Source organism: Marinobacter sp. LV10MA510-1 (genome assembly GCF_002563885.1).
In the GTDB taxonomy this organism is placed as follows: domain Bacteria; phylum Pseudomonadota; class Gammaproteobacteria; order Pseudomonadales; family Oleiphilaceae; genus Marinobacter.
Genome location: NZ_PDJA01000001.1, coordinates 370,802 through 387,237, shown reverse-complemented (window position 1 = coordinate 387,237; position 16,436 = coordinate 370,802). Strand labels below are relative to the sequence as shown.

15 protein-coding genes are annotated in these 16,436 nt (G+C 56.9%); 5 read left to right on the top strand and 10 right to left on the bottom strand.

The features are described from left to right. Window positions 1-22: 22 nt before the first annotated feature. Window positions 23-1,483 (top strand): siroheme synthase CysG, encoded by a 1,461-nt coding sequence (gene cysG / locus ATI45_RS01800; protein ID WP_098418021.1) that lies wholly within the window; start codon window positions 23-25, stop codon window positions 1,481-1,483. A gap of 13 nt (window positions 1,484-1,496) precedes the next feature. Here cysG and ATI45_RS01795 read toward each other — a convergent pair whose 3' ends face one another. The 4 genes from ATI45_RS01795 to ATI45_RS01780 form a co-directional block, all read right to left on the bottom strand. Then, window positions 1,497-3,524 (bottom strand): methyl-accepting chemotaxis protein, encoded by a 2,028-nt coding sequence (locus tag ATI45_RS01795; RefSeq protein ID WP_098418020.1) that lies wholly within the window; start codon window positions 3,522-3,524, stop codon window positions 1,497-1,499. A gap of 117 nt (window positions 3,525-3,641) precedes the next feature. Further along, the gene (gene ampE, locus ATI45_RS01790) at window positions 3,642-4,538 is read right to left on the bottom strand and encodes a regulatory signaling modulator protein AmpE (RefSeq protein ID WP_098418019.1); all 897 of its coding nucleotides are present in this window, start codon (window positions 4,536-4,538) and stop codon (window positions 3,642-3,644) included. Next, entirely contained in the window at window positions 4,535-5,149 is a 615-nt protein-coding gene (gene ampD / locus ATI45_RS01785; protein ID WP_228735909.1) for a 1,6-anhydro-N-acetylmuramyl-L-alanine amidase AmpD, read from the bottom strand. The genes ampE and ampD overlap by 4 nt, the downstream gene beginning before the upstream one ends. Window positions 5,150-5,229: 80 nt before the next feature. Further along, window positions 5,230-7,560, bottom strand: coding sequence for a DUF1631 domain-containing protein (locus ATI45_RS01780; RefSeq protein ID WP_228735908.1), 2,331 nt, complete (start codon window positions 7,558-7,560; stop codon window positions 5,230-5,232). Between the two features lie 249 nt (window positions 7,561-7,809). On the opposite strand from ATI45_RS01780, the gene nadC reads away from it, so the two are divergent. Then, the gene (nadC, locus tag ATI45_RS01775) at window positions 7,810-8,652 is read left to right on the top strand and encodes a carboxylating nicotinate-nucleotide diphosphorylase (RefSeq protein WP_098418017.1); all 843 of its coding nucleotides are present in this window, start codon (window positions 7,810-7,812) and stop codon (window positions 8,650-8,652) included. 34 nt (window positions 8,653-8,686) lie between these two features. Here nadC and ATI45_RS01770 read toward each other — a convergent pair whose 3' ends face one another. Genes ATI45_RS01770 through ATI45_RS01750 form a run of 5 tightly spaced genes read right to left on the bottom strand, consistent with a single transcriptional unit; the run spans window position 8,687 to window position 12,383 of the window. Further along, window positions 8,687-9,037: a YqcC family protein gene (locus ATI45_RS01770; RefSeq protein ID WP_098418016.1), complete on the bottom strand. Its 351-nt coding sequence runs from the start codon at window positions 9,035-9,037 to the stop codon at window positions 8,687-8,689. Beyond that, on the bottom strand, window positions 9,034-9,843 hold the full coding sequence (locus tag ATI45_RS01765) for a ParA family protein (protein ID WP_098418015.1): 810 nt from the start codon (window positions 9,841-9,843) through the stop codon (window positions 9,034-9,036). Before ATI45_RS01765 ends, ATI45_RS01770 begins: the two co-directional genes overlap by 4 nt. 48 nt (window positions 9,844-9,891) lie before the next feature. Beyond that, complete coding sequence (gene hda / locus ATI45_RS01760; protein ID WP_098418014.1) at window positions 9,892-10,608, bottom strand: DnaA regulatory inactivator Hda; 717 nt, start codon at window positions 10,606-10,608, stop codon at window positions 9,892-9,894. Continuing rightward, a complete protein-coding gene (locus tag ATI45_RS01755) occupies window positions 10,587-11,147 on the bottom strand; it encodes a CDP-alcohol phosphatidyltransferase family protein (RefSeq protein WP_098418013.1) in 561 nt (186 codons plus the stop codon). The genes hda and ATI45_RS01755 overlap by 22 nt, the downstream gene beginning before the upstream one ends. A 21-nt stretch (window positions 11,148-11,168) precedes the next feature. Then, entirely contained in the window at window positions 11,169-12,383 is a 1,215-nt protein-coding gene (locus ATI45_RS01750) for a DUF2066 domain-containing protein (RefSeq protein ID WP_228735907.1), read from the bottom strand. A 172-nt stretch (window positions 12,384-12,555) separates the two neighbouring features. Between ATI45_RS01750 and purM the strand changes: the two genes are divergently transcribed. Genes purM through ATI45_RS01735 form a run of 3 tightly spaced genes read left to right on the top strand, consistent with a single transcriptional unit; the run spans window position 12,556 to window position 15,081 of the window. Continuing rightward, window positions 12,556-13,620 (top strand): phosphoribosylformylglycinamidine cyclo-ligase, encoded by a 1,065-nt coding sequence (gene purM / locus ATI45_RS01745; protein ID WP_098418012.1) that lies wholly within the window; start codon window positions 12,556-12,558, stop codon window positions 13,618-13,620. Continuing rightward, complete coding sequence (gene purN, locus ATI45_RS01740) at window positions 13,617-14,279, top strand: phosphoribosylglycinamide formyltransferase (protein ID WP_098418011.1); 663 nt, start codon at window positions 13,617-13,619, stop codon at window positions 14,277-14,279. Before purM ends, purN begins: the two co-directional genes overlap by 4 nt. A gap of 31 nt (window positions 14,280-14,310) precedes the next feature. After that, the gene (locus tag ATI45_RS01735; protein ID WP_098418010.1) at window positions 14,311-15,081 is read left to right on the top strand and encodes a DUF3108 domain-containing protein; all 771 of its coding nucleotides are present in this window, start codon (window positions 14,311-14,313) and stop codon (window positions 15,079-15,081) included. 21 nt (window positions 15,082-15,102) lie between these two features. On the opposite strand, the gene ATI45_RS01730 is transcribed toward ATI45_RS01735, so the two are convergent. After that, a complete protein-coding gene (locus tag ATI45_RS01730; protein WP_098418009.1) occupies window positions 15,103-16,380 on the bottom strand; it encodes a valine--pyruvate transaminase in 1,278 nt (425 codons plus the stop codon). Between the last annotated feature and the right edge of the window lie 56 nt (window positions 16,381-16,436).

The following is a 16,436-nucleotide window of genomic DNA, read 5'->3' as shown; positions in this document are numbered from 1 at the left end:
CTGCTCATTCCGGGAGGCTGCCATGGATTTTTTACCACTGTTTTTCAATTTGAACGATCGCCAGGTGTTACTGGTGGGCGGTGGTGATATCGCCCTGCGCAAGGCTCGCCTGCTCAAACGCGCAGGTGTTGGCCTGACTGTGATTTCCCACGCCGTCGATGAGGAACTTCGGGCTCTGCTGACCGATGACCGAGACGAGATCATTTTGGGGGATTATCACAGCGACCTGCTGGAGGGGAAAACCCTGGTGGTCGCCGCCACCGACGACGCCGAGTTGCACCGTCAGGTTCACGCCGAGGCGGTAGCGCGAAATATCCCCATCAACGTGGTGGATACGCCCAAGCTATGCAGCTTCATATTTCCAGCCATCGTCGACCGCTCGCCCATTGTGATTGGCATTACCTCCGGCGGGCAGTCACCGGTGCTGGCGCGGCTATTAAGGGCTCGCCTGGAAACCCTGATCCCCAAGGGTTACAGCAGCCTGGGTGGTTTGGTCGGGCGCTTTCGCGATCGGGTTAAGGCGCGTTTCAATTCGCTGAATGACCGTCGTCAATTCTGGGAAAACGTGCTGGAAGGACAAATTGCCGAAAAGGTGTTTTCTGGTCGCCATGACGAAGCCGAATCCATGCTGGTGTCGGCCATCAACCGGGGCGACGCTGGCCATAAAACCGGCGAGGTGTATCTGGTCGGTGCTGGCCCGGGTGATCCGGAGCTGCTGACGTTTAAGGCGCTGCGTCTGATGCAGCAGGCTGACGTGGTGTTTTACGACAATCTGGTATCGCCAGGGGTGCTGGATTTGTGCCGGCGCGACGCCGACTTGATTTACGTCGGCAAGCGTCGAGATCATCACACGGTGCCGCAAGACGACATTAATGCTCTGCTGGTGAAACACGCCAAACTGGGGCGGCGGGTAGTGCGGCTTAAAGGCGGTGATCCGTTTATTTTCGGACGCGGCGGTGAAGAACTGGAAGAGCTCAAAGCCCATGGCATACCGTTCCAGGTGGTACCGGGCATTACCGCCGCCAGCGCGTGTTCGACCTACGCCGGCATCCCACTGACCCACCGTGGCTATGCCCAGTCAGTCAAGTTTGTGACCGGCCAGTTAAAAAACCGACAACAAGCCCTCGATTACAAAGAACTGATACAGCCCAATCAAACAGTCGTGTTCTATATGGGGCTGCACACACTGCCGCAACTCAGTGCCGGCCTGATGGCTCATGGCCGCGCGCCAGATACACCGATTGCCATTGTCTCCCGCGGTACCGCAGTCGATCAGAAAGTGCTGATTGGCACTTTGGCCGATATCGCCGCCAAACAGGAGCAGGCGCAACTGCCGGCGCCCGCGTTGATTATTGTGGGTAATGTAGTACGCCTGTACGACAAGCTGGCTTGGTTTGGTGAGACTGCGCCCAGTGACAATATTACCCACGCCTTGGGCATGGTGCGCAGCAAGGCCAGGTTCACTGAGGCGAACGTGGCCTGAGCCACTCTCACTCCTAGACCCGAAAGGCCTCTACCAGTTGCTGCAACGACGCCGTTAGCCGTGACATTTCCTGGGACGAGTCCAATGTGCCCCGGGCGTTTTGCGCCGTCGCCAAGCCCAGTTCGCCAATTTGCGCCACGCTGGTATTAACGTCACGGGCGACCGCCGATTGTTCCTCTGCTGCCTGGGCGATCTGTTGACTCATATCGACAATGGTCGAAATGCCGGCAGCAATGCGGTTCAGCGCCTCGGTCACCAGCGCAGATTTCTGCACGGTCGCCTCCGTCACCTGATGGCTGTTTGTCATCGCGGTGACCGCCCCTTTAACGCCACTCTGCAGACGCGAAATCATCTTTTCGATTTCTTCAGTGGATTTGTGAGTACGCTGAGACAATGACCGCACCTCGTCGGCTACGACCGCAAAACCACGACCCTGATCGCCGGCCCGAGCCGCTTCGATGGCCGCATTCAGAGCCAGCAGGTTGGTTTGTTCCGCGATAGCCTTGATTTCCACCAGCACCTTGCTGATGTCGCTGCTATCAGAGCTGACCCTCTGAATCGCGTCTACAGCGCCGGAAATTTCCGTCGCCAACTGGTGAATCGTCGTCACCGAGTTGGCCACAGTCTGGCGTCCGGTCTTGGTATCTTTTTCGGCAGCTCCGGCGCTATCAGCTACCCGATGGGCGCTCTCGGTCACTTCATTGACCGCACCCGTCATTTGACTCATAGCCTCTTGAATCTGCTCACTTTCGTGCATCTGCCGACTCACCGCATCGCTGGTCGCTACCGCCGTAGCATTTACCCGGCTCGCCTGCTGATCTACCTCTGCGGTGGTGTTACCCACCGAGCGGATCAGGCTGGCAATACGGTCAGTCATGCTGTTAAATTCGCCAGTCAGTTCACCCAGTTCATCACGATTGCTAAGTTCGATGCGAGCGGTCATATCACCCGATGCCACTTGCCGCGCAGAATCGGCAAAACGGTTGATGGCGGTGCGTACTGATATGAAAAATCCAATGTACAGATACACCACTAGAATCAGCACGCACAGCAGCGAAACGATAATCAACGTGCGTTGAGTGGTTTCGAAGTGAAGACGGTCGCCCAGATTTTGCAACAAACCATTAAATGCCACAGCGCCGAGGCGCTGATGGTCCAGCAAATACCCGCTCACAGCACTGTCATAGGTTTCCCAGCTCATCTCAAGGCGCACTGGCGTCAATACGTTGGCGTCCACAAAAGCTTGGGTTTGCAGCAGGCTGGTGCTGACTTTCTGTACACCGGCAGCGTGGGCTGCCAGCAAAGGCGCCGCTTCCTGCGCCACCGTCAACGCGGGACTGAGCAAAGAGGCCTGATTAGTCAAGTGATCGTAAATCCGATTCAGCTGATCGCCCAGATCATAACTTAATTGCCCTTCCAGCAACGCGTAAATGCCATAGGATCGAGCCTGGCCGATCGCACTGCGCGCCTCGGGCAAAGAGTCGCCCAATAACTTCAACAACACCAGATTTTCCCGCGAATCGGTTTGCGCCAGGCCCGACAGTTCAACGGTAGCGGGTAACAGGGTTGACGCTTTCTGCACAAACTCTTGGTTATAGGTGAACTGGGCGTCAAACCGGTTATTAATTACCTGCGTGGTACGCAGAGTATTCCAGGCCTCGCGCAATTGGTTGGCTTGGGCGGCCCATACTCCACCGCGATCAAACTCGGGAGCGACACTGTTCAAGCGAGCAATTGCGGCATCAACAGCCGCAGACGCTTGGTCTGCACGGGCATGCAGCTCCTTATCGTCGCTGAATGCCGCTACCGATTGATAATCGCGATAGTCAATAGCGCGGCGCAGGAGTTCATCGGCTTGCTCTAACTGTGTTAAGCCAGCCTTGCTGTTGGTCGTGATTGCCACGGAATGGTTAAGCTGAGTAATGACCAACCAGGACAGCCCGGCAATGGGCAGCAAAAAGAGGAAGCTAATGAGGCTGAATTTAAAAATCATTGGCAGCCGATTCATCAGCGCAATGGCTGGAGCAATCAATTTTTTCACATGTTTCGCCGTTTTATTAAATTCTGAATTTTTATTATTCAACTTGATTGCCGCCCAAAACCTTAAAAACCTTAGCTTTTTTTTGTTAGGAAATGTAACAGCATGCCCCACACTCGGCTAGGCCACGCCGGCGATCACCATCAATGCCAACAGACACAGCCACACCAGCATACTGCGATTAAGCAGGTCTCGAATGGCGTTCAGGCTGCGCTCGCCATAGCTCTGCCAGTCTTGCGGATGCAATGAGGCAAACCGGCCTGGGTCTAGCGCGTAACCGGTCAAAGCGCCATTGGCCGTAGCCATTAGCAGCTCCGACGCGGGCAATTGCCAGTGGCCCCGGGCTTGGCGCCGTTGCCGGAGCCAGCCGGCCAAATCACCGGCCAGGCCAAAGGTCAGCGCTAGCAGCCGCGCCGGCAACCAACCGCCCCATTCGCGCCAACGCTCACACTGGCTACATTTGCCAGATTGCGGCCAGCTCTGCCCCAATGCAACCAAGCCGCTCGCCAACACCGCGGCAGAAATGCCGCCCACCGCGTACCAGAACAGCACCATGAAATAACGCCAGAATACTTGCGCCATTAACGCTTCAGAGAGTGCCATCTGCATGGTTTCAGGCGATAGCGCTGCACCGCGCTGATGCGCCGGCAGCAGATGCTGGATATAGCGCCAGGCTGCCTGCATGTCACCACGGCGCCATGCCCGGGCGTAATGTGCCAGAGGCTGACGCCAGCCTGGCATCCCCAGCAACAGCAGAAGCAATAACAATTCGAGTAACCAACCCACCAAGAGCCAGTGGTGGTGGTGCCAGTAACTCTGCGCCAGCCACACCACGGCGGTCGGAATAGCCACCGCCAATAACGGCGCCAAAGCACTCGTCCTTTCAGGAAAACTTTGCGGCAGGCGTTGCCCCAAGCCTTCAAACCAGCGGCGCCATAGCTGATGGCCATCAAGCTGATCGCGACTATCCAGCCGTCGCCGCAGCAGGTAAGCCAGCATAAATACAAGCAGAGTCATAAACTGTCCTTTGTCGGTTTTGCCAGGCTTTGATGCAGCTGCGACCAGTCAAACGCCGGCCCTGGATCGGTTTTTCGCCCCGGCGCAATGTCGCTGTGGCCGGTAATCTCATCAACGCCAATTTTTGGCCAGGCCGCCATAATTTGCTGGCAAACAGCGGACAACGCCTGGTATTGACCCTTGGTGTAAGGCACATCGTCACTGCCTTCAAGCTCAATCCCAATGGAAAAATCGTTGCACTCGTCCTGGCCGCAAAAACGGGAACGGCCAGCGTGCCAGGCACGGTCCAGCAGGCTGACAAACTGAATAAGCGTGCCATCACGGCGTATCAGCAGATGGGCTGAAACAGTCATTTTGGCGATGGCCTGAAAATACGGGTGGGCCTTGATGTCTAGCCGGTTGCAGAAGAAATCTTCAATTTCAGGGCCCCCGAACTGACCTGGCGGCAAGCTGATGCAGTGCACAACAATCAGGCTTACTTGGCTGGCCGCGGGCCGCGCACCAAAATTAGGAGATGGTCGCCAGAGGGCTGCATTTATTCTGCCGTTTGCGCGCAGTGTGGCTGCCGCCTCAGAGGCATGGGTAAACACAGAGTGCGGGGTTTGAGGCAAGGCGGATCCTGATTCAGCGAAGTGGAGTACCTCCGATTGAATCACAAAGCATCACCGCGTGCCACGGCGCGCTGCAACCATCAAAAGCGGCGACTGGTGCGCAGGTTGTCAATAATCGACTCCAGAGCCCGGTCAAAAATCAAACCATCGTCCAGTATTTCAATATGCCCTTGGGCCATCATTTCTGCCAGATCATTGCGGCGGTACTCGGCGACTTTGGCACCGCTGCGATTTACAAATATGTACTTGTCTACCGCCCGAATAAACGCCGCCAGCTTACAGCGAATCTGACTGCCATCGCGATTCAGCTCAAGCCAGCAACCAACCCGCAAACCTTCGGCTTTGGCCAGCCATTCCTCGGCAACAACCGGCTCGGCTCTTGTAGGCCCTGCAATCTCCGACTCTGGCGCGCGGGCAATTACCGTCTCTTTGGGGGCATCTGTGGCAAATGGCAAAGCAGACGCCGGGTGACTGACGTCGGCTAAAACTTCTGTCGTTTCTGTCGTTTTTGTAGTGTCTAAAAGTGCAACACTCGCCCTAGCAGCAGGCGCTTCCCGGTTGTCATCAGTGCGAGCATGATCATTATCGGTGGATTCACTGGGCGCAATCACCAGGCGCTGAAACACGTCCAGGTGCGCCAATTCCAGATCACGGATAACCGCTTCTACCGACAAACCATCCCAGGCCACGCCTTCCAGAGCCCCCCGCAACTGCTTAATAACCTGCGGTATGGTTTGCTGCAACAACTCACGGGTCGTTGCTGTCAGGGGTACTGGGTCGATGGTCCAGATCAGCTGCTTGGTTAGCGTCTTGGCTCGCTGCCATGCCCTGCTTTCTGTGCTTTCATGAAGTGCCAGCCAATGCAAGTAGTGGCTCCAGGGGCCATTTAGAATATCCTGCACCGGCTCGGGTAACAGCCGACCATCCATTGCCTTATGCAGCAGCTCTTTGGCGTCTGCGGTTGCCTGTTCATGGCGCGCACGGCCTTCTTCTGCATCCCGCAGGCGCTGCTCTACCAAGTCACGGCGGCGCTGGTCCAGATCCGTAAACCGGTTGAAATCGTCCAGTAACTCGTTAAACAGCGATACGTCTGTGGAAAAATCTTCCAGTATCCGGTTTACTAATGCGCGGATTTTGTCCAGTAAGGGGTCGCGCTGGCCGAGGCGCTTTTCAGTCCAGCCAGTGGCGGCCAGTGCCATTCCGTTCAGCAACTTGCGTGCGGGGTGACCCCCGCGGTTAAAAAAGTTCTTGTCTGTTAACGCTACTTTCAGCATCGGTATCTGCAGCCGCCCCAACAGGCTTTTCATCACCGAATGCAAATGGCGGTCGTCCAGAATAAACTCGAACAACATAGCCACCAGATTGATAACGTCGTTGTCCACCTGGCCGGGCCGCAGTGACTGGCCAGACGAATTCTGTAACACCGGTTGCAGCTGCTGGCTCAGAGGTACCAGCGGCGCACCGGGGTCCTTGCCAAATACTGCCTGAACCTGGCTCAACCGCGTCAGAAGGGCGTCGGTTTGCAGCCATTGCCCGCTACTGGCAGGAGCCTGACCGTCGCTGTAAGCAGGCTGACCCTGGCGCAGCAGCGCGCTTAGTTGCGAAAAAGTAGCTGCAGAGACCTCTGCCTGAGGCTGCCCCACACCGTACCCATCTGCCTCTCGATACGCTGCGGATGGCGGCGGCACAGGCGCGCCTTGGCGGCTGCGGGCCGGTTGCACCGGGCTGACAGCTTTGCTGTCAGGCAGTACGCCTTCTTTAATCAGGGTTTGATTGGCGCCGTGGTACACATCGCCAAGGCTAGTTACCAGCAGTTGGTCAAACAGTTTCAGCACGATCAGCCGTGCTTTTATGTCAACATCAAGATTTTTGCTGGCCTCGGCCAGTCCACCGCACAGCACTTCCGGGCACAAGGGCATCTGGTCATCTTCCAGAGCAACGCCGGGGAGCAGATGGCGCACGCGCAAGCCCAGGTGACGTAATGCTTCGCTGTATTGGTAACGCAGTTTTGTGACCATATTATCGATGGCCACCTGCTGCTCAAGTTCGGCGTGATCCAGCAGGCTAAGGGAACCCTCATCAACGCTGTCGAGGCCTGGATTGGTGTTCTGTGGGCGGGCCTTGCCAATATCATTGAAGGCCTGACTAACGTGCTGCAACACCGCTACCGTCATCGACTTACGACGCAGCCGAAGCTCACGCATGGCGTCAAAATAGCGTGTTTGCTCCTGATCGGTGCCGGCACGATCGGCGAGTTCGAACAGGGCATCGTCAGCGCGGTCAAAAAATTGATCCAGTACGGTACGGATACTCTGGGCAGACGCGTCCATTAACAGGATTAACGCAGTCGGCAAAAAAAAGCGGGACGTCGAACCTTGTCCGGTGATGTTGACAACTTTTTTGTCCTGCACTGTATTTACCTCCTGTTCACCCCGAGCCACCTGCTCCCTGGCAGACCTAAAACCACTACCAGACCTTATCATAAAGCCTTCTTGCGTCAGTATGTGTCAGGATTTGTCATGTTTTGTAGACTCTTGAGCTGGATCACACCCGGTAACATGTGCGCGGCGGTTGGCGAACGCCGGCGGGCGCGATAAACTCCGCTTCTGCCTATTTGTGCCGCGTGCACCTAACTTCTCTGCCGTTACGGACACCACACTATGATCAGTGCCGAACTTCTGCGCCAGTCCAGAATTGAAACGGTTGCCCACAGTCTGCGCGAAGACATTGGCGACGGTGACATTACTGCACAACTTATCGCCGTCGACACCCGCGCCAGCGGCCGCGTGATTACCCGCGAACACGCCGTTATTGCCGGCCGCGAATGGGTAGCCGAAGTATTTCGCCAGGTTGACCGCGAGGTTATTCTGGATTGGCAGGTGGAAGACGGCCAGCATGTCGAACCCGGCCAACTGCTGTTCCGCATGAACGGTCTGGCCCGCAGCCTGCTAAGCGCCGAGCGTGCGGCTTTAAACTGGCTTCAAACCCTGTCTGCGGTCGCCACCCAAGCCGCTCGTTACGCGGCGCTGATCAGCCACACCCGCACGCAGTTGCTGGATACCCGAAAAACTCTGCCCGGCTTGCGCCTGGCGCAAAAATACGCGATCACCTGTGGCGGTTGCCGTAATCACCGTTTGGGATTGTGGGACGCTTTTCTGATCAAAGAAAACCACATTGCGGCCTGCGGCTCTATTGCCGCCGCTGTTCATGCAGCGCGGAAACTGGCGCCGGGTAAACCGGTAGAAGTGGAAACCGAAAATCTGAACGAACTGCAGCAGGCGCTGGATGCCGGTGCCGACATAATAATGCTTGACGAGTTTTCCCTGGCGGATATGCGCACAGCAGTGGCGCAAACTGCGGGCAAAGCACGCCTTGAGGCCTCTGGCGGTATTGACGACAGCACACTGGTGGCCATCGCCGAAACCGGTGTGGACTTTATATCTTTGGGTACGCTGACAAAAAACCTGCGGGCCGTAGATCTGTCCATGCGCCTCGACGCCTAAGCGGCTATGACATTTCGTGAACTGGCAACAACGCTCAGCCGGGCTTTGCGCCCAGCAGTTCGTCCAGGGCGGCCAGTTCACGGATCAACGCCTGGCCAGGATCCGAGCCGCTCCGATAGTGCTCTTCTGCCATCGGCGCCACGCCGCTGACCGTGGGTAACGGCTGATCGTCTTCAACCAGCTGTTTCAGACGCGGCAAAAGCACAAACTGCAACCACTGTTCAAAGCTCATGGTATCCAGGCAGAACGGTTCGCAGCTCAGGTACTTTCCCGCCGCCAGAGGCTCGTTTTGCCAACAATTCATCTGGCGCAGCTTAATTTCAATGGCCAGCAGGCGGTCGGCAACTTGGTGGGCATGGCCTAGGGTGTCGAGTGCGGGGTTCATTCTTGCGCCGTCAGCGCCGCGTCGGCAGCCAGTGGTTCGCCGTGAAGCAGCCGGTAAAGATCTTCAAACTGCTGGGTCAGCGGGTGTCGCGGTGCCATATGAATCAGCGGCTGATGACACTGGTGTGACTCTTTCATTTTCACCGAGCTGGACAAGCGTACCGACAGCACCGGCAAACCTTCCTGCTCCAATTCAGCCAACAGTTTGACCGGCAGGCTAGCGCGGGCCTGGAACTGATTGGCAACAATACCTTCAATGCTCAGCTCCGGGTTGTGGTCCTCCTGCAGCTCCTGAATTTCGTGAATGATGCCGTACAGCGCTTGGCGCGCGAAGTCATCGCAATCAAACGGAATGAGGCAACGCTGGGCGCCAATCAACGCCGAACGAGTGTAAAAATTCAGGGCCGGCGCGGTATCGATGTAAATGTCGTCGAAATGTTGATCCAGCTTTTTCAGGGCTTCACGCAGTTTGTAGATTTTGTGTTTGGCTTCAAGCTTGCGTTCAAGAAATTCCAACTCCGGACTTGAAGGCAACACCCACAGGTTCTCAAAAGGCGTTGCGTGCACAAACGACTCTTCCGGGCGCCGGTTGAACACCGTGAATGCCAAGGTCTGCTCCAACAAGTCAGCCGCGTTATTGTCAAGCTCCGCGGCAGGCCGACCCATCAGGTAATGGGTTGAATTACCCTGGGGGTCCAGATCAACCACTAAAGTGCGCTTGCCGCGAGCTGCACTGATTGCGGCCAGGTTGCAGGTAATACTGGACTTGCCGACACCGCCTTTCTGATTGAATACCACCCGTCTCATCGCTTGTCTCCTTACTTGTGTGTTGGCGTTCGCTCATAGCGGCCGCCGTTACCAGTTCATTACGGTTTTCACAAACGGAATGGTCAGCCGGCGCTGAGCCTGCAACGAATTTTCGTCCAGCGAGTCCAGAATGGCCAGCAAGTCACCCAGGCGCCGCGGAGCGCGGCGCAGAATAAATCCGGCAACGTCGTCAGCCATCACCAGGCCCCGCTGCTCTGCGCGGGCCATCAGAATGCGCTTGCGATCTGAATCCCGGTAAATGCCCAGCTGCAGAGTCAGGCCGTGGCTGAGACGGGAAGACAAGTCGGGCAAAATAAACGGTAAAGACGCGGGCACGTCTGACAAGCTCACAACCAGCTGGTGGCCGGCATCCAGCATACGGTTGTAAAGATGAAAAACCGCCTCTTCCCAGCCGTTCTGACCAGCGACGCTGTCAAGATCATCTAGGCACACCAGGTTAAATTGCTCCAGCCCAGTCAGCGCATCTGGTCCGAACGGCCCCAGCTCGGTAATGCTTATGCAAACTGCTGACAACGACTGGCTCTCAGCGTAGTGGCACAAGGCCTGTAACAGGTGGCTTTTGCCCGTATCGGAATCGCCACACAGCACCACCACTGGCACCGTTACCGGAGGCTGACACGCCTGCTGCAAACGCTCGGCCACGGCCGCGTTGCGCTCGCCGTGGAAGTTGTCGAAGCGGGCATCATCACGTAATTTTACACCCAGAATCAGCTGTGAATTTGTCACGACAACCTGGCCCTCCATGCCCGTAAGCTCCAAGCGAGCAGATAGTGCGCACCGCTAAGCACTGTGAATACAGCAACCAGCCAGACCAGCGCCGAGTTTATCCATGGCGGCGCCATGGTGATAACCTGCAACAGCATTGCCAGCAGCACTGCAAAAATCTGAATCGCGGTGTTGAATTTGCCCATCAGGCTCGGAGCCATTTCGAATCTGCCGATTCCGTAGTGAAATATCAGCGCGCCACAAACAATTAACAGATCGCGCCCCAGCACCAGCAAAAACAGCCACAAAGGAAACACTCCACCCAATGCCAGCATTAAATAGGCGGTAATGAGCAAAGCTTTGTCCGCTAGCGGATCGACAATGGCGCCAAAGCGGGAGCGCCAGTCAAAGCGGCGGGCCAGATACCCGTCCACGCCGTCAGTCACTGCTGCCAATGTAAAAATAATCAATGCCGTGGAATAGCTGCCTGCGTGCAACTCGATAGCGAAGGGAGCAATCAACGCAACACGCAGAAAGGTCAGGGCGTTCGGAATCCAGCGCCAATGATGCAAGCTCAAAGCGCCCTCCTCACATCGATCTTAACGCACCACCGCCGGGACCGGCGAAGGCTTCCAGCGATAGATCAGAACCGGATACAGCGCCTGCAAAGCCTGTTCCTCAGACGGTCCAACCGCTGCTGGCTGCGACACTAAGCGGGAATCCAGCATAATGTACTCACGCAGCTGGTCCAACTCACCAGAAAATGTCAGGCGGAGGGTTAGCTCACTGCCTTTCACTTCAACCGGTGCAGCGCTGTCAACAGCATTAATCTGCGCCAGGGCTCGGGTTACTTCGGCGTAGTCAGCCAGTCCGGTTACGCCCTGCAGCACTAAATCCACCGTGGGTTGCTTGCCCGCCTCGCCTCCGCTTGCTCCGTAACGGCTAACATAAAGTTCGGTCCAGCGATCGACTAGAGCCTGCGCCAGGGCCGCCGGCGAGTCAGCGCTCACCACTTGCTCCCCAGGGCTATCAGCGCTGAAGCCGTCCATCACCCAGCCTGCGCGCCACTGATCACCGCTGCGACTAACCCGCACCAGCGCCATCACATCACGACCAATATCATTGGAAGTGCTGCGTACACGGCTAACAAACTGGCCCCAGATATCCGACAGCAACTCGCGATTACCTGCCGCCCCCGCCACCGGTAAAACCAGCGGCAAGCCGCGTACCCGCGATGCGTTTTCAAGACCGGAGCGGAACTCCGCGCTGGCACCATCAAGAGGGCCGGTATCGGTAATCAATGCCCTTTCACCCTGCTCTTCAAGCGCAACCCAGGCCAATGTCAGTGGCCGGTTGGCGCCCCACACCGGCGCCTGAATTGAGGCTAGTGCCTGGGTAACCGCTACCGCGCCAAAGCTCATCTGCACCCGGCTTTCAGCGCCTGCACTTAGAACCTGGTACGACGTCAGCATGGACTCGGCTGTACCAAGCACCGCATCAATACCTTCGCGTTCCAATACTCCACGGCTGCCGGCAACGCGCACCAGCACCTCGCGCAGCCCTGCGCTGTAAGACGCCGATAACGCCTCTTGTCCAGAGCCTTGCAGAGCCACGTTGGCAGAGTAAAGATTGTTCACGGTTACCGCCTGAGCCTGAGCCGCCAGCAGCAACATTGCCGCCAGCGCCCAGCGCACAGCGGATTGCCTGACACGGGCCAGAGCGTTAACGACGCGGTTGCAGAAAAACTCTGACAACGCTTTGAATTCGATTGATCTTTGAACGTTAGACACGGAGCTTTTTTGAAATTCAGGCATGTAAAAACCCGGCTATTGCATGGATATCAAACAGGATACACCAAGCCCCCTGGCCTGAGTAGCGCTGCGCCGCACCAGCCTTGAGGCGGAATCGTGGCAATTACGGTTGGTACCCTTCACTGCACCTGCTAAAATCCGCGCCTTGACCCACTGGCCAACGGTTTACACCTCCATGAGCGAACACAAGCCCTCTTTGACTTACCGCGACGCAGGCGTTGATATTGACGCCGGCAATGAACTCGTCAACCGCATTAAAGCGACAGCGGCACGCACCCGTCGCCCGGAAGTGCTGGGCGGCCTGGGTGGGTTTGGTGCCATGGTTGCCATTCCTGCTGGCTATAAAGAGCCGGTTCTGGTGTCCGGCACCGACGGCGTAGGCACAAAATTGCGCCTGGCCATGCAGTTACAAAAACACGACACCATCGGCATCGACCTGGTCGCTATGTGCGTGAACGACCTGATTGTGGGTGGCGCCGAGCCCCTGTTCTTCCTGGACTATTACGCCACCGGCAAACTGAACGTAGAAGTCGCTGCCAGCGTGGTTGAAGGCATTGGCGAAGGCTGCGAGCTGGCCGGCTGCGCGCTGGTGGGTGGCGAAACCGCTGAGATGCCGGGCATGTACGAAGGTGACGACTACGACCTTGCCGGATTTTGTGTTGGCATAACCGAGCGCGCTGACATTATTGACGGCAGCCGCGTGCGCCCGGGTGATGCCCTGCTGGCGATTGGCTCTTCCGGCCCGCATTCCAACGGTTATTCGCTGATCCGCAAAATTCTGGAAGTCAGCAACGCCGATCTGAACCAGCCAATTGGCGATACCACCCTGGCCGAGGCCCTGATGGCCCCGACACGCATCTATGTCAAAAATCTGCTGAAGCTGATTCGCGATATTGACGTACGCGCTCTGTCACACATTACCGGCGGTGGCCTCCCCGAGAACATACCCCGCGTGCTACCCAAAGGCACCGTAGCCACAATTGATACCGCCAGCTGGCAGCTACCGCCGGTGTTCCAATGGCTGAAAGACGCCGGCGGCGTGGCCACTGAGGAAATGTACCGCACGTTTAACTGCGGCATTGGCATGGTGCTCTGCGTCCCGCAGGACCAACTGTCGCTGACACTGGACACACTCAATGCCATGGGCGAAAAGGCATGGCATCTTGGTACGATTGAAGCCGCCTCGGACCGCCAGGCCGACAGCGTTGTAAGCTATCAGCCAGGGCTGCTGGCGAAATGAAAGCGAATCCGTCACCGCGCCCGAAGATTCTGATACTGGTATCGGGCCAGGGCAGCAACCTGCAGGCGCTGATCGAGTCCAGTCGCGAGCGTGACTACCCGGCTGACATAGTGGCGGTTGGCAGTAATCAGGCCAAGGCGCCAGCGTTGGCGAGAGCGGCCCATGCCAACATTCCCACCTTTGTGATTGAGCACGGCCACTACGGCAGTCGCGATGAATTCGACGGTGCTCTCATGCAGGAAATCCGCCGCCACAACCCGGATCTGATTGTGCTGGCCGGTTTTATGCGCATTCTGACGGAGGGTTTTGTGCGCGCCTTCCGCGGCCAGCTGCTGAACATTCACCCCTCGCTGCTGCCAAAATACACCGGCCTGAAGACCCACCAGCGCGCCCTGGATGCCGGTGACAAAATGCACGGCGCGTCTGTGCACTTTGTCACTGAAGAACTGGATGGCGGGCCGATTATTGCCCAGGCCCAGATCCCAGTGGGCCCGGACGATAACGCTGAAACCCTGGCGCTGAAGGTGCAGACTCAGGAGCATGTGCTTTATCCTATTGTGGTTCGTTGGTGCTGTGAAGGCCGCGTGCAACTGGGGGCTGAACGGGTTTTGTTTGATGGCCAGGCGCTGCCCGGGCCTTTGGTATTGCCCGCAAACTAATCGCCCGAACGCTGTACCTGAGGAGGCTGTCATGCAGAAAAAATCCCTGGCTGAATCCGCTTTTACGGGTTTATCCCTGCTGCTCAATTTGGCCTTGTCGGTGTGCCTGATTGTCTTTGTCGCGCCTGCGCTGGCTGACGTGGATGGCGAATCTTCAGGGGCCCCCAGGCTAACGCCTTTCGAGGCTTCTTTTTCCGCGTCTATCGAGCAGGGTATTACCTTGAGCGGCAGCGCAAAACGCATTCTGAGTGATCAGAATAACGGCGTTTGGCTTTATCGCACCTCGGTAAAATCGTTTGTAGCCGATATTGAAGAATCGGTGGTTCTAAAGTGGCAGGACGGTCAGGTCATTCCTTTGCGCTACCGCTATAAGCTCTCAGGTTTGCTGATTCGCGACCGTGAAGAATCCATCGACTTTGACTGGAAGCAAAATCTTGCGACCGGCCGCTATAAGGATAAAGCATTCGAAGTCGTCCTTAGCCCCGGCCTGCTGGACCCACTGGGCTATCAGTTGCAGTTGCACCAAGACATCAAGGCCGGAAAACGGGAAATGGAGTACCGCTACGTACGCCACGGCCGGCTGGACAAGGAAAAGTTTGCAGTTATTAACGAGGGGCCGATCGAAACACCTCAAGGCGAGATGAACGCTCTGACGGTGGAAAAACTGAGGGGCGAAGGCGCCAAGCGGGAGACACTGATGTGGTTCGCCCCGAAATTCGACCACATGTTGGTGCAATTGCTGCAAACCGAGCCTGATGGCAGCCGCTACGAGCTCAACCTGAAAAGCATAAAACAGCTCTAATATGGGCCTGGGCTGCGGGCATCAGTCCGCAGCTTCAGCTTCTACCCATACCGCTTTAACTTCTTCGGCAATAATTCGCAGCCCTTCTGCAACCCGTTCGTCGTCCTGGGAGTAGGTTACCCGAAGACACTCGTTGCGATGTTTCCAGCCGTCCTCAGGCAGTCCCGGGAAAAAGTAATGGCCAGACACCACCAGCACACCGCGAAGCTTCAAGTGCTGATACAGTTCCAGGCTGGTAATCGGTAAATCCGGAAACCACAGCCACAGGAACATCGCGCCCTCGGGTTTGTGGATATACCAGCGGCAAGGCGCATCGTCCATGGCCCCGGTGAACGCTGCCACGGCGCGCTGCATTTTGGCCTTGTAGAACGGGCATACCACGTCACGGCTTAGGGTCAAGATCTCCCCCGAGCGCACCAACGGCTCCGCCAGCATGGCACCAAAGCTCCCGGTAGCCAGATTCATGATCGCATTAATGCCCGCCAGCGCCTTGATGGTAGGTGCCGCAGCAATCACGATACCGGTGCGGGCCGCAGGCAAACCTAGCTTGGACAGGCTCAGGCACAGAATGATCTGTTCGTTCCAGATTGGTTTGGCTTCGGTAAACAACAGGCTGGGAAACGGTGTGCCGTAGGCGCCATCCACAATCAGCGGGATGTTTTGGCGCCGCGCCAGGGTTTCCAATTGCGCCAGCTCGTCGTCGGTGATCACGTTACCGGTGGGATTGGTTGGCCTGGACACACAAATAGCGCCGGTTTCGCCGGTCACTTCTACCGCGTCAAAATCAATCCGGTATTTGAACTCGTGGGCGTCGGTGAAGGAGATGTCAGGCTGTACTGCGTGAAACAGATCCGCGTCTATGCCGGCGTCGGCGTAACCGATGTATTCTGGCGCCAGCGGCAATAGAATGTGTTTGTGCACGCCATCGCCATAGTCGCCACCGAACATATTGAACAGCATAAAGAAGGCTGCCTGGCTGCCGTTGGTGAGCGCAATGTTCTCGCTGGTCAGGTCCCAGCCGTACTCACGGCTCAACAATTTGGCCAACGCGGCGATAAACTGCTTTTCGCCCTGAGGGGGATCATAAACGCCCACCAGACGACGCATATCGGCGTCACTCTGGCTGATCTGAACCAGAATCTCCCGAACCCGCTGCTGTATCTCAGGAATATGGCCGGGGTTGCCGCCGCCCATCATGATCAGGTCATCACCCGAGGCCATGGCATTGCCTAAATCGTCCATCAACGAGGTAATACCGGCATCCGCCGTAAATTTCTGGCCAAACGCAGAGAGTTTCATCAGATCCCGTCCGTTAATTGAACAGCGTTGGTTGAGCGGTTTTATTCGGTCAAGGT

What these genes read in the sequence shown, in the direction of transcription:
- ATI45_RS01730 (WP_098418009.1), bottom strand. Translation starts at nt 16,380, where the DNA reads ATGAAACTCTCTGCGTTTGGCCAGAAATTTACGGCGGATGCCGGTATT.
- ATI45_RS01735 (WP_098418010.1), top strand. Translation starts at nt 14,311, where the DNA reads ATGCAGAAAAAATCCCTGGCTGAATCCGCTTTTACGGGTTTATCCCTG.
- ampE (WP_098418019.1), bottom strand. Translation starts at nt 4,538, where the DNA reads ATGACTCTGCTTGTATTTATGCTGGCTTACCTGCTGCGGCGACGGCTG.
- ATI45_RS01770 (WP_098418016.1), bottom strand. Translation starts at nt 9,037, where the DNA reads ATGAACCCCGCACTCGACACCCTAGGCCATGCCCACCAAGTTGCCGAC.
- hda (WP_098418014.1), bottom strand. Translation starts at nt 10,608, where the DNA reads ATGGAGGGCCAGGTTGTCGTGACAAATTCACAGCTGATTCTGGGTGTA.
- purN (WP_098418011.1), top strand. Translation starts at nt 13,617, where the DNA reads ATGAAAGCGAATCCGTCACCGCGCCCGAAGATTCTGATACTGGTATCG.
- nadC (WP_098418017.1), top strand. Translation starts at nt 7,810, where the DNA reads ATGATCAGTGCCGAACTTCTGCGCCAGTCCAGAATTGAAACGGTTGCC.
- purM (WP_098418012.1), top strand. Translation starts at nt 12,556, where the DNA reads ATGAGCGAACACAAGCCCTCTTTGACTTACCGCGACGCAGGCGTTGAT.
- ATI45_RS01750 (WP_228735907.1), bottom strand. Translation starts at nt 12,383, where the DNA reads ATGCCTGAATTTCAAAAAAGCTCCGTGTCTAACGTTCAAAGATCAATC.
- cysG (WP_098418021.1), top strand. Translation starts at nt 23, where the DNA reads ATGGATTTTTTACCACTGTTTTTCAATTTGAACGATCGCCAGGTGTTA.
- ATI45_RS01765 (WP_098418015.1), bottom strand. Translation starts at nt 9,843, where the DNA reads ATGAGACGGGTGGTATTCAATCAGAAAGGCGGTGTCGGCAAGTCCAGT.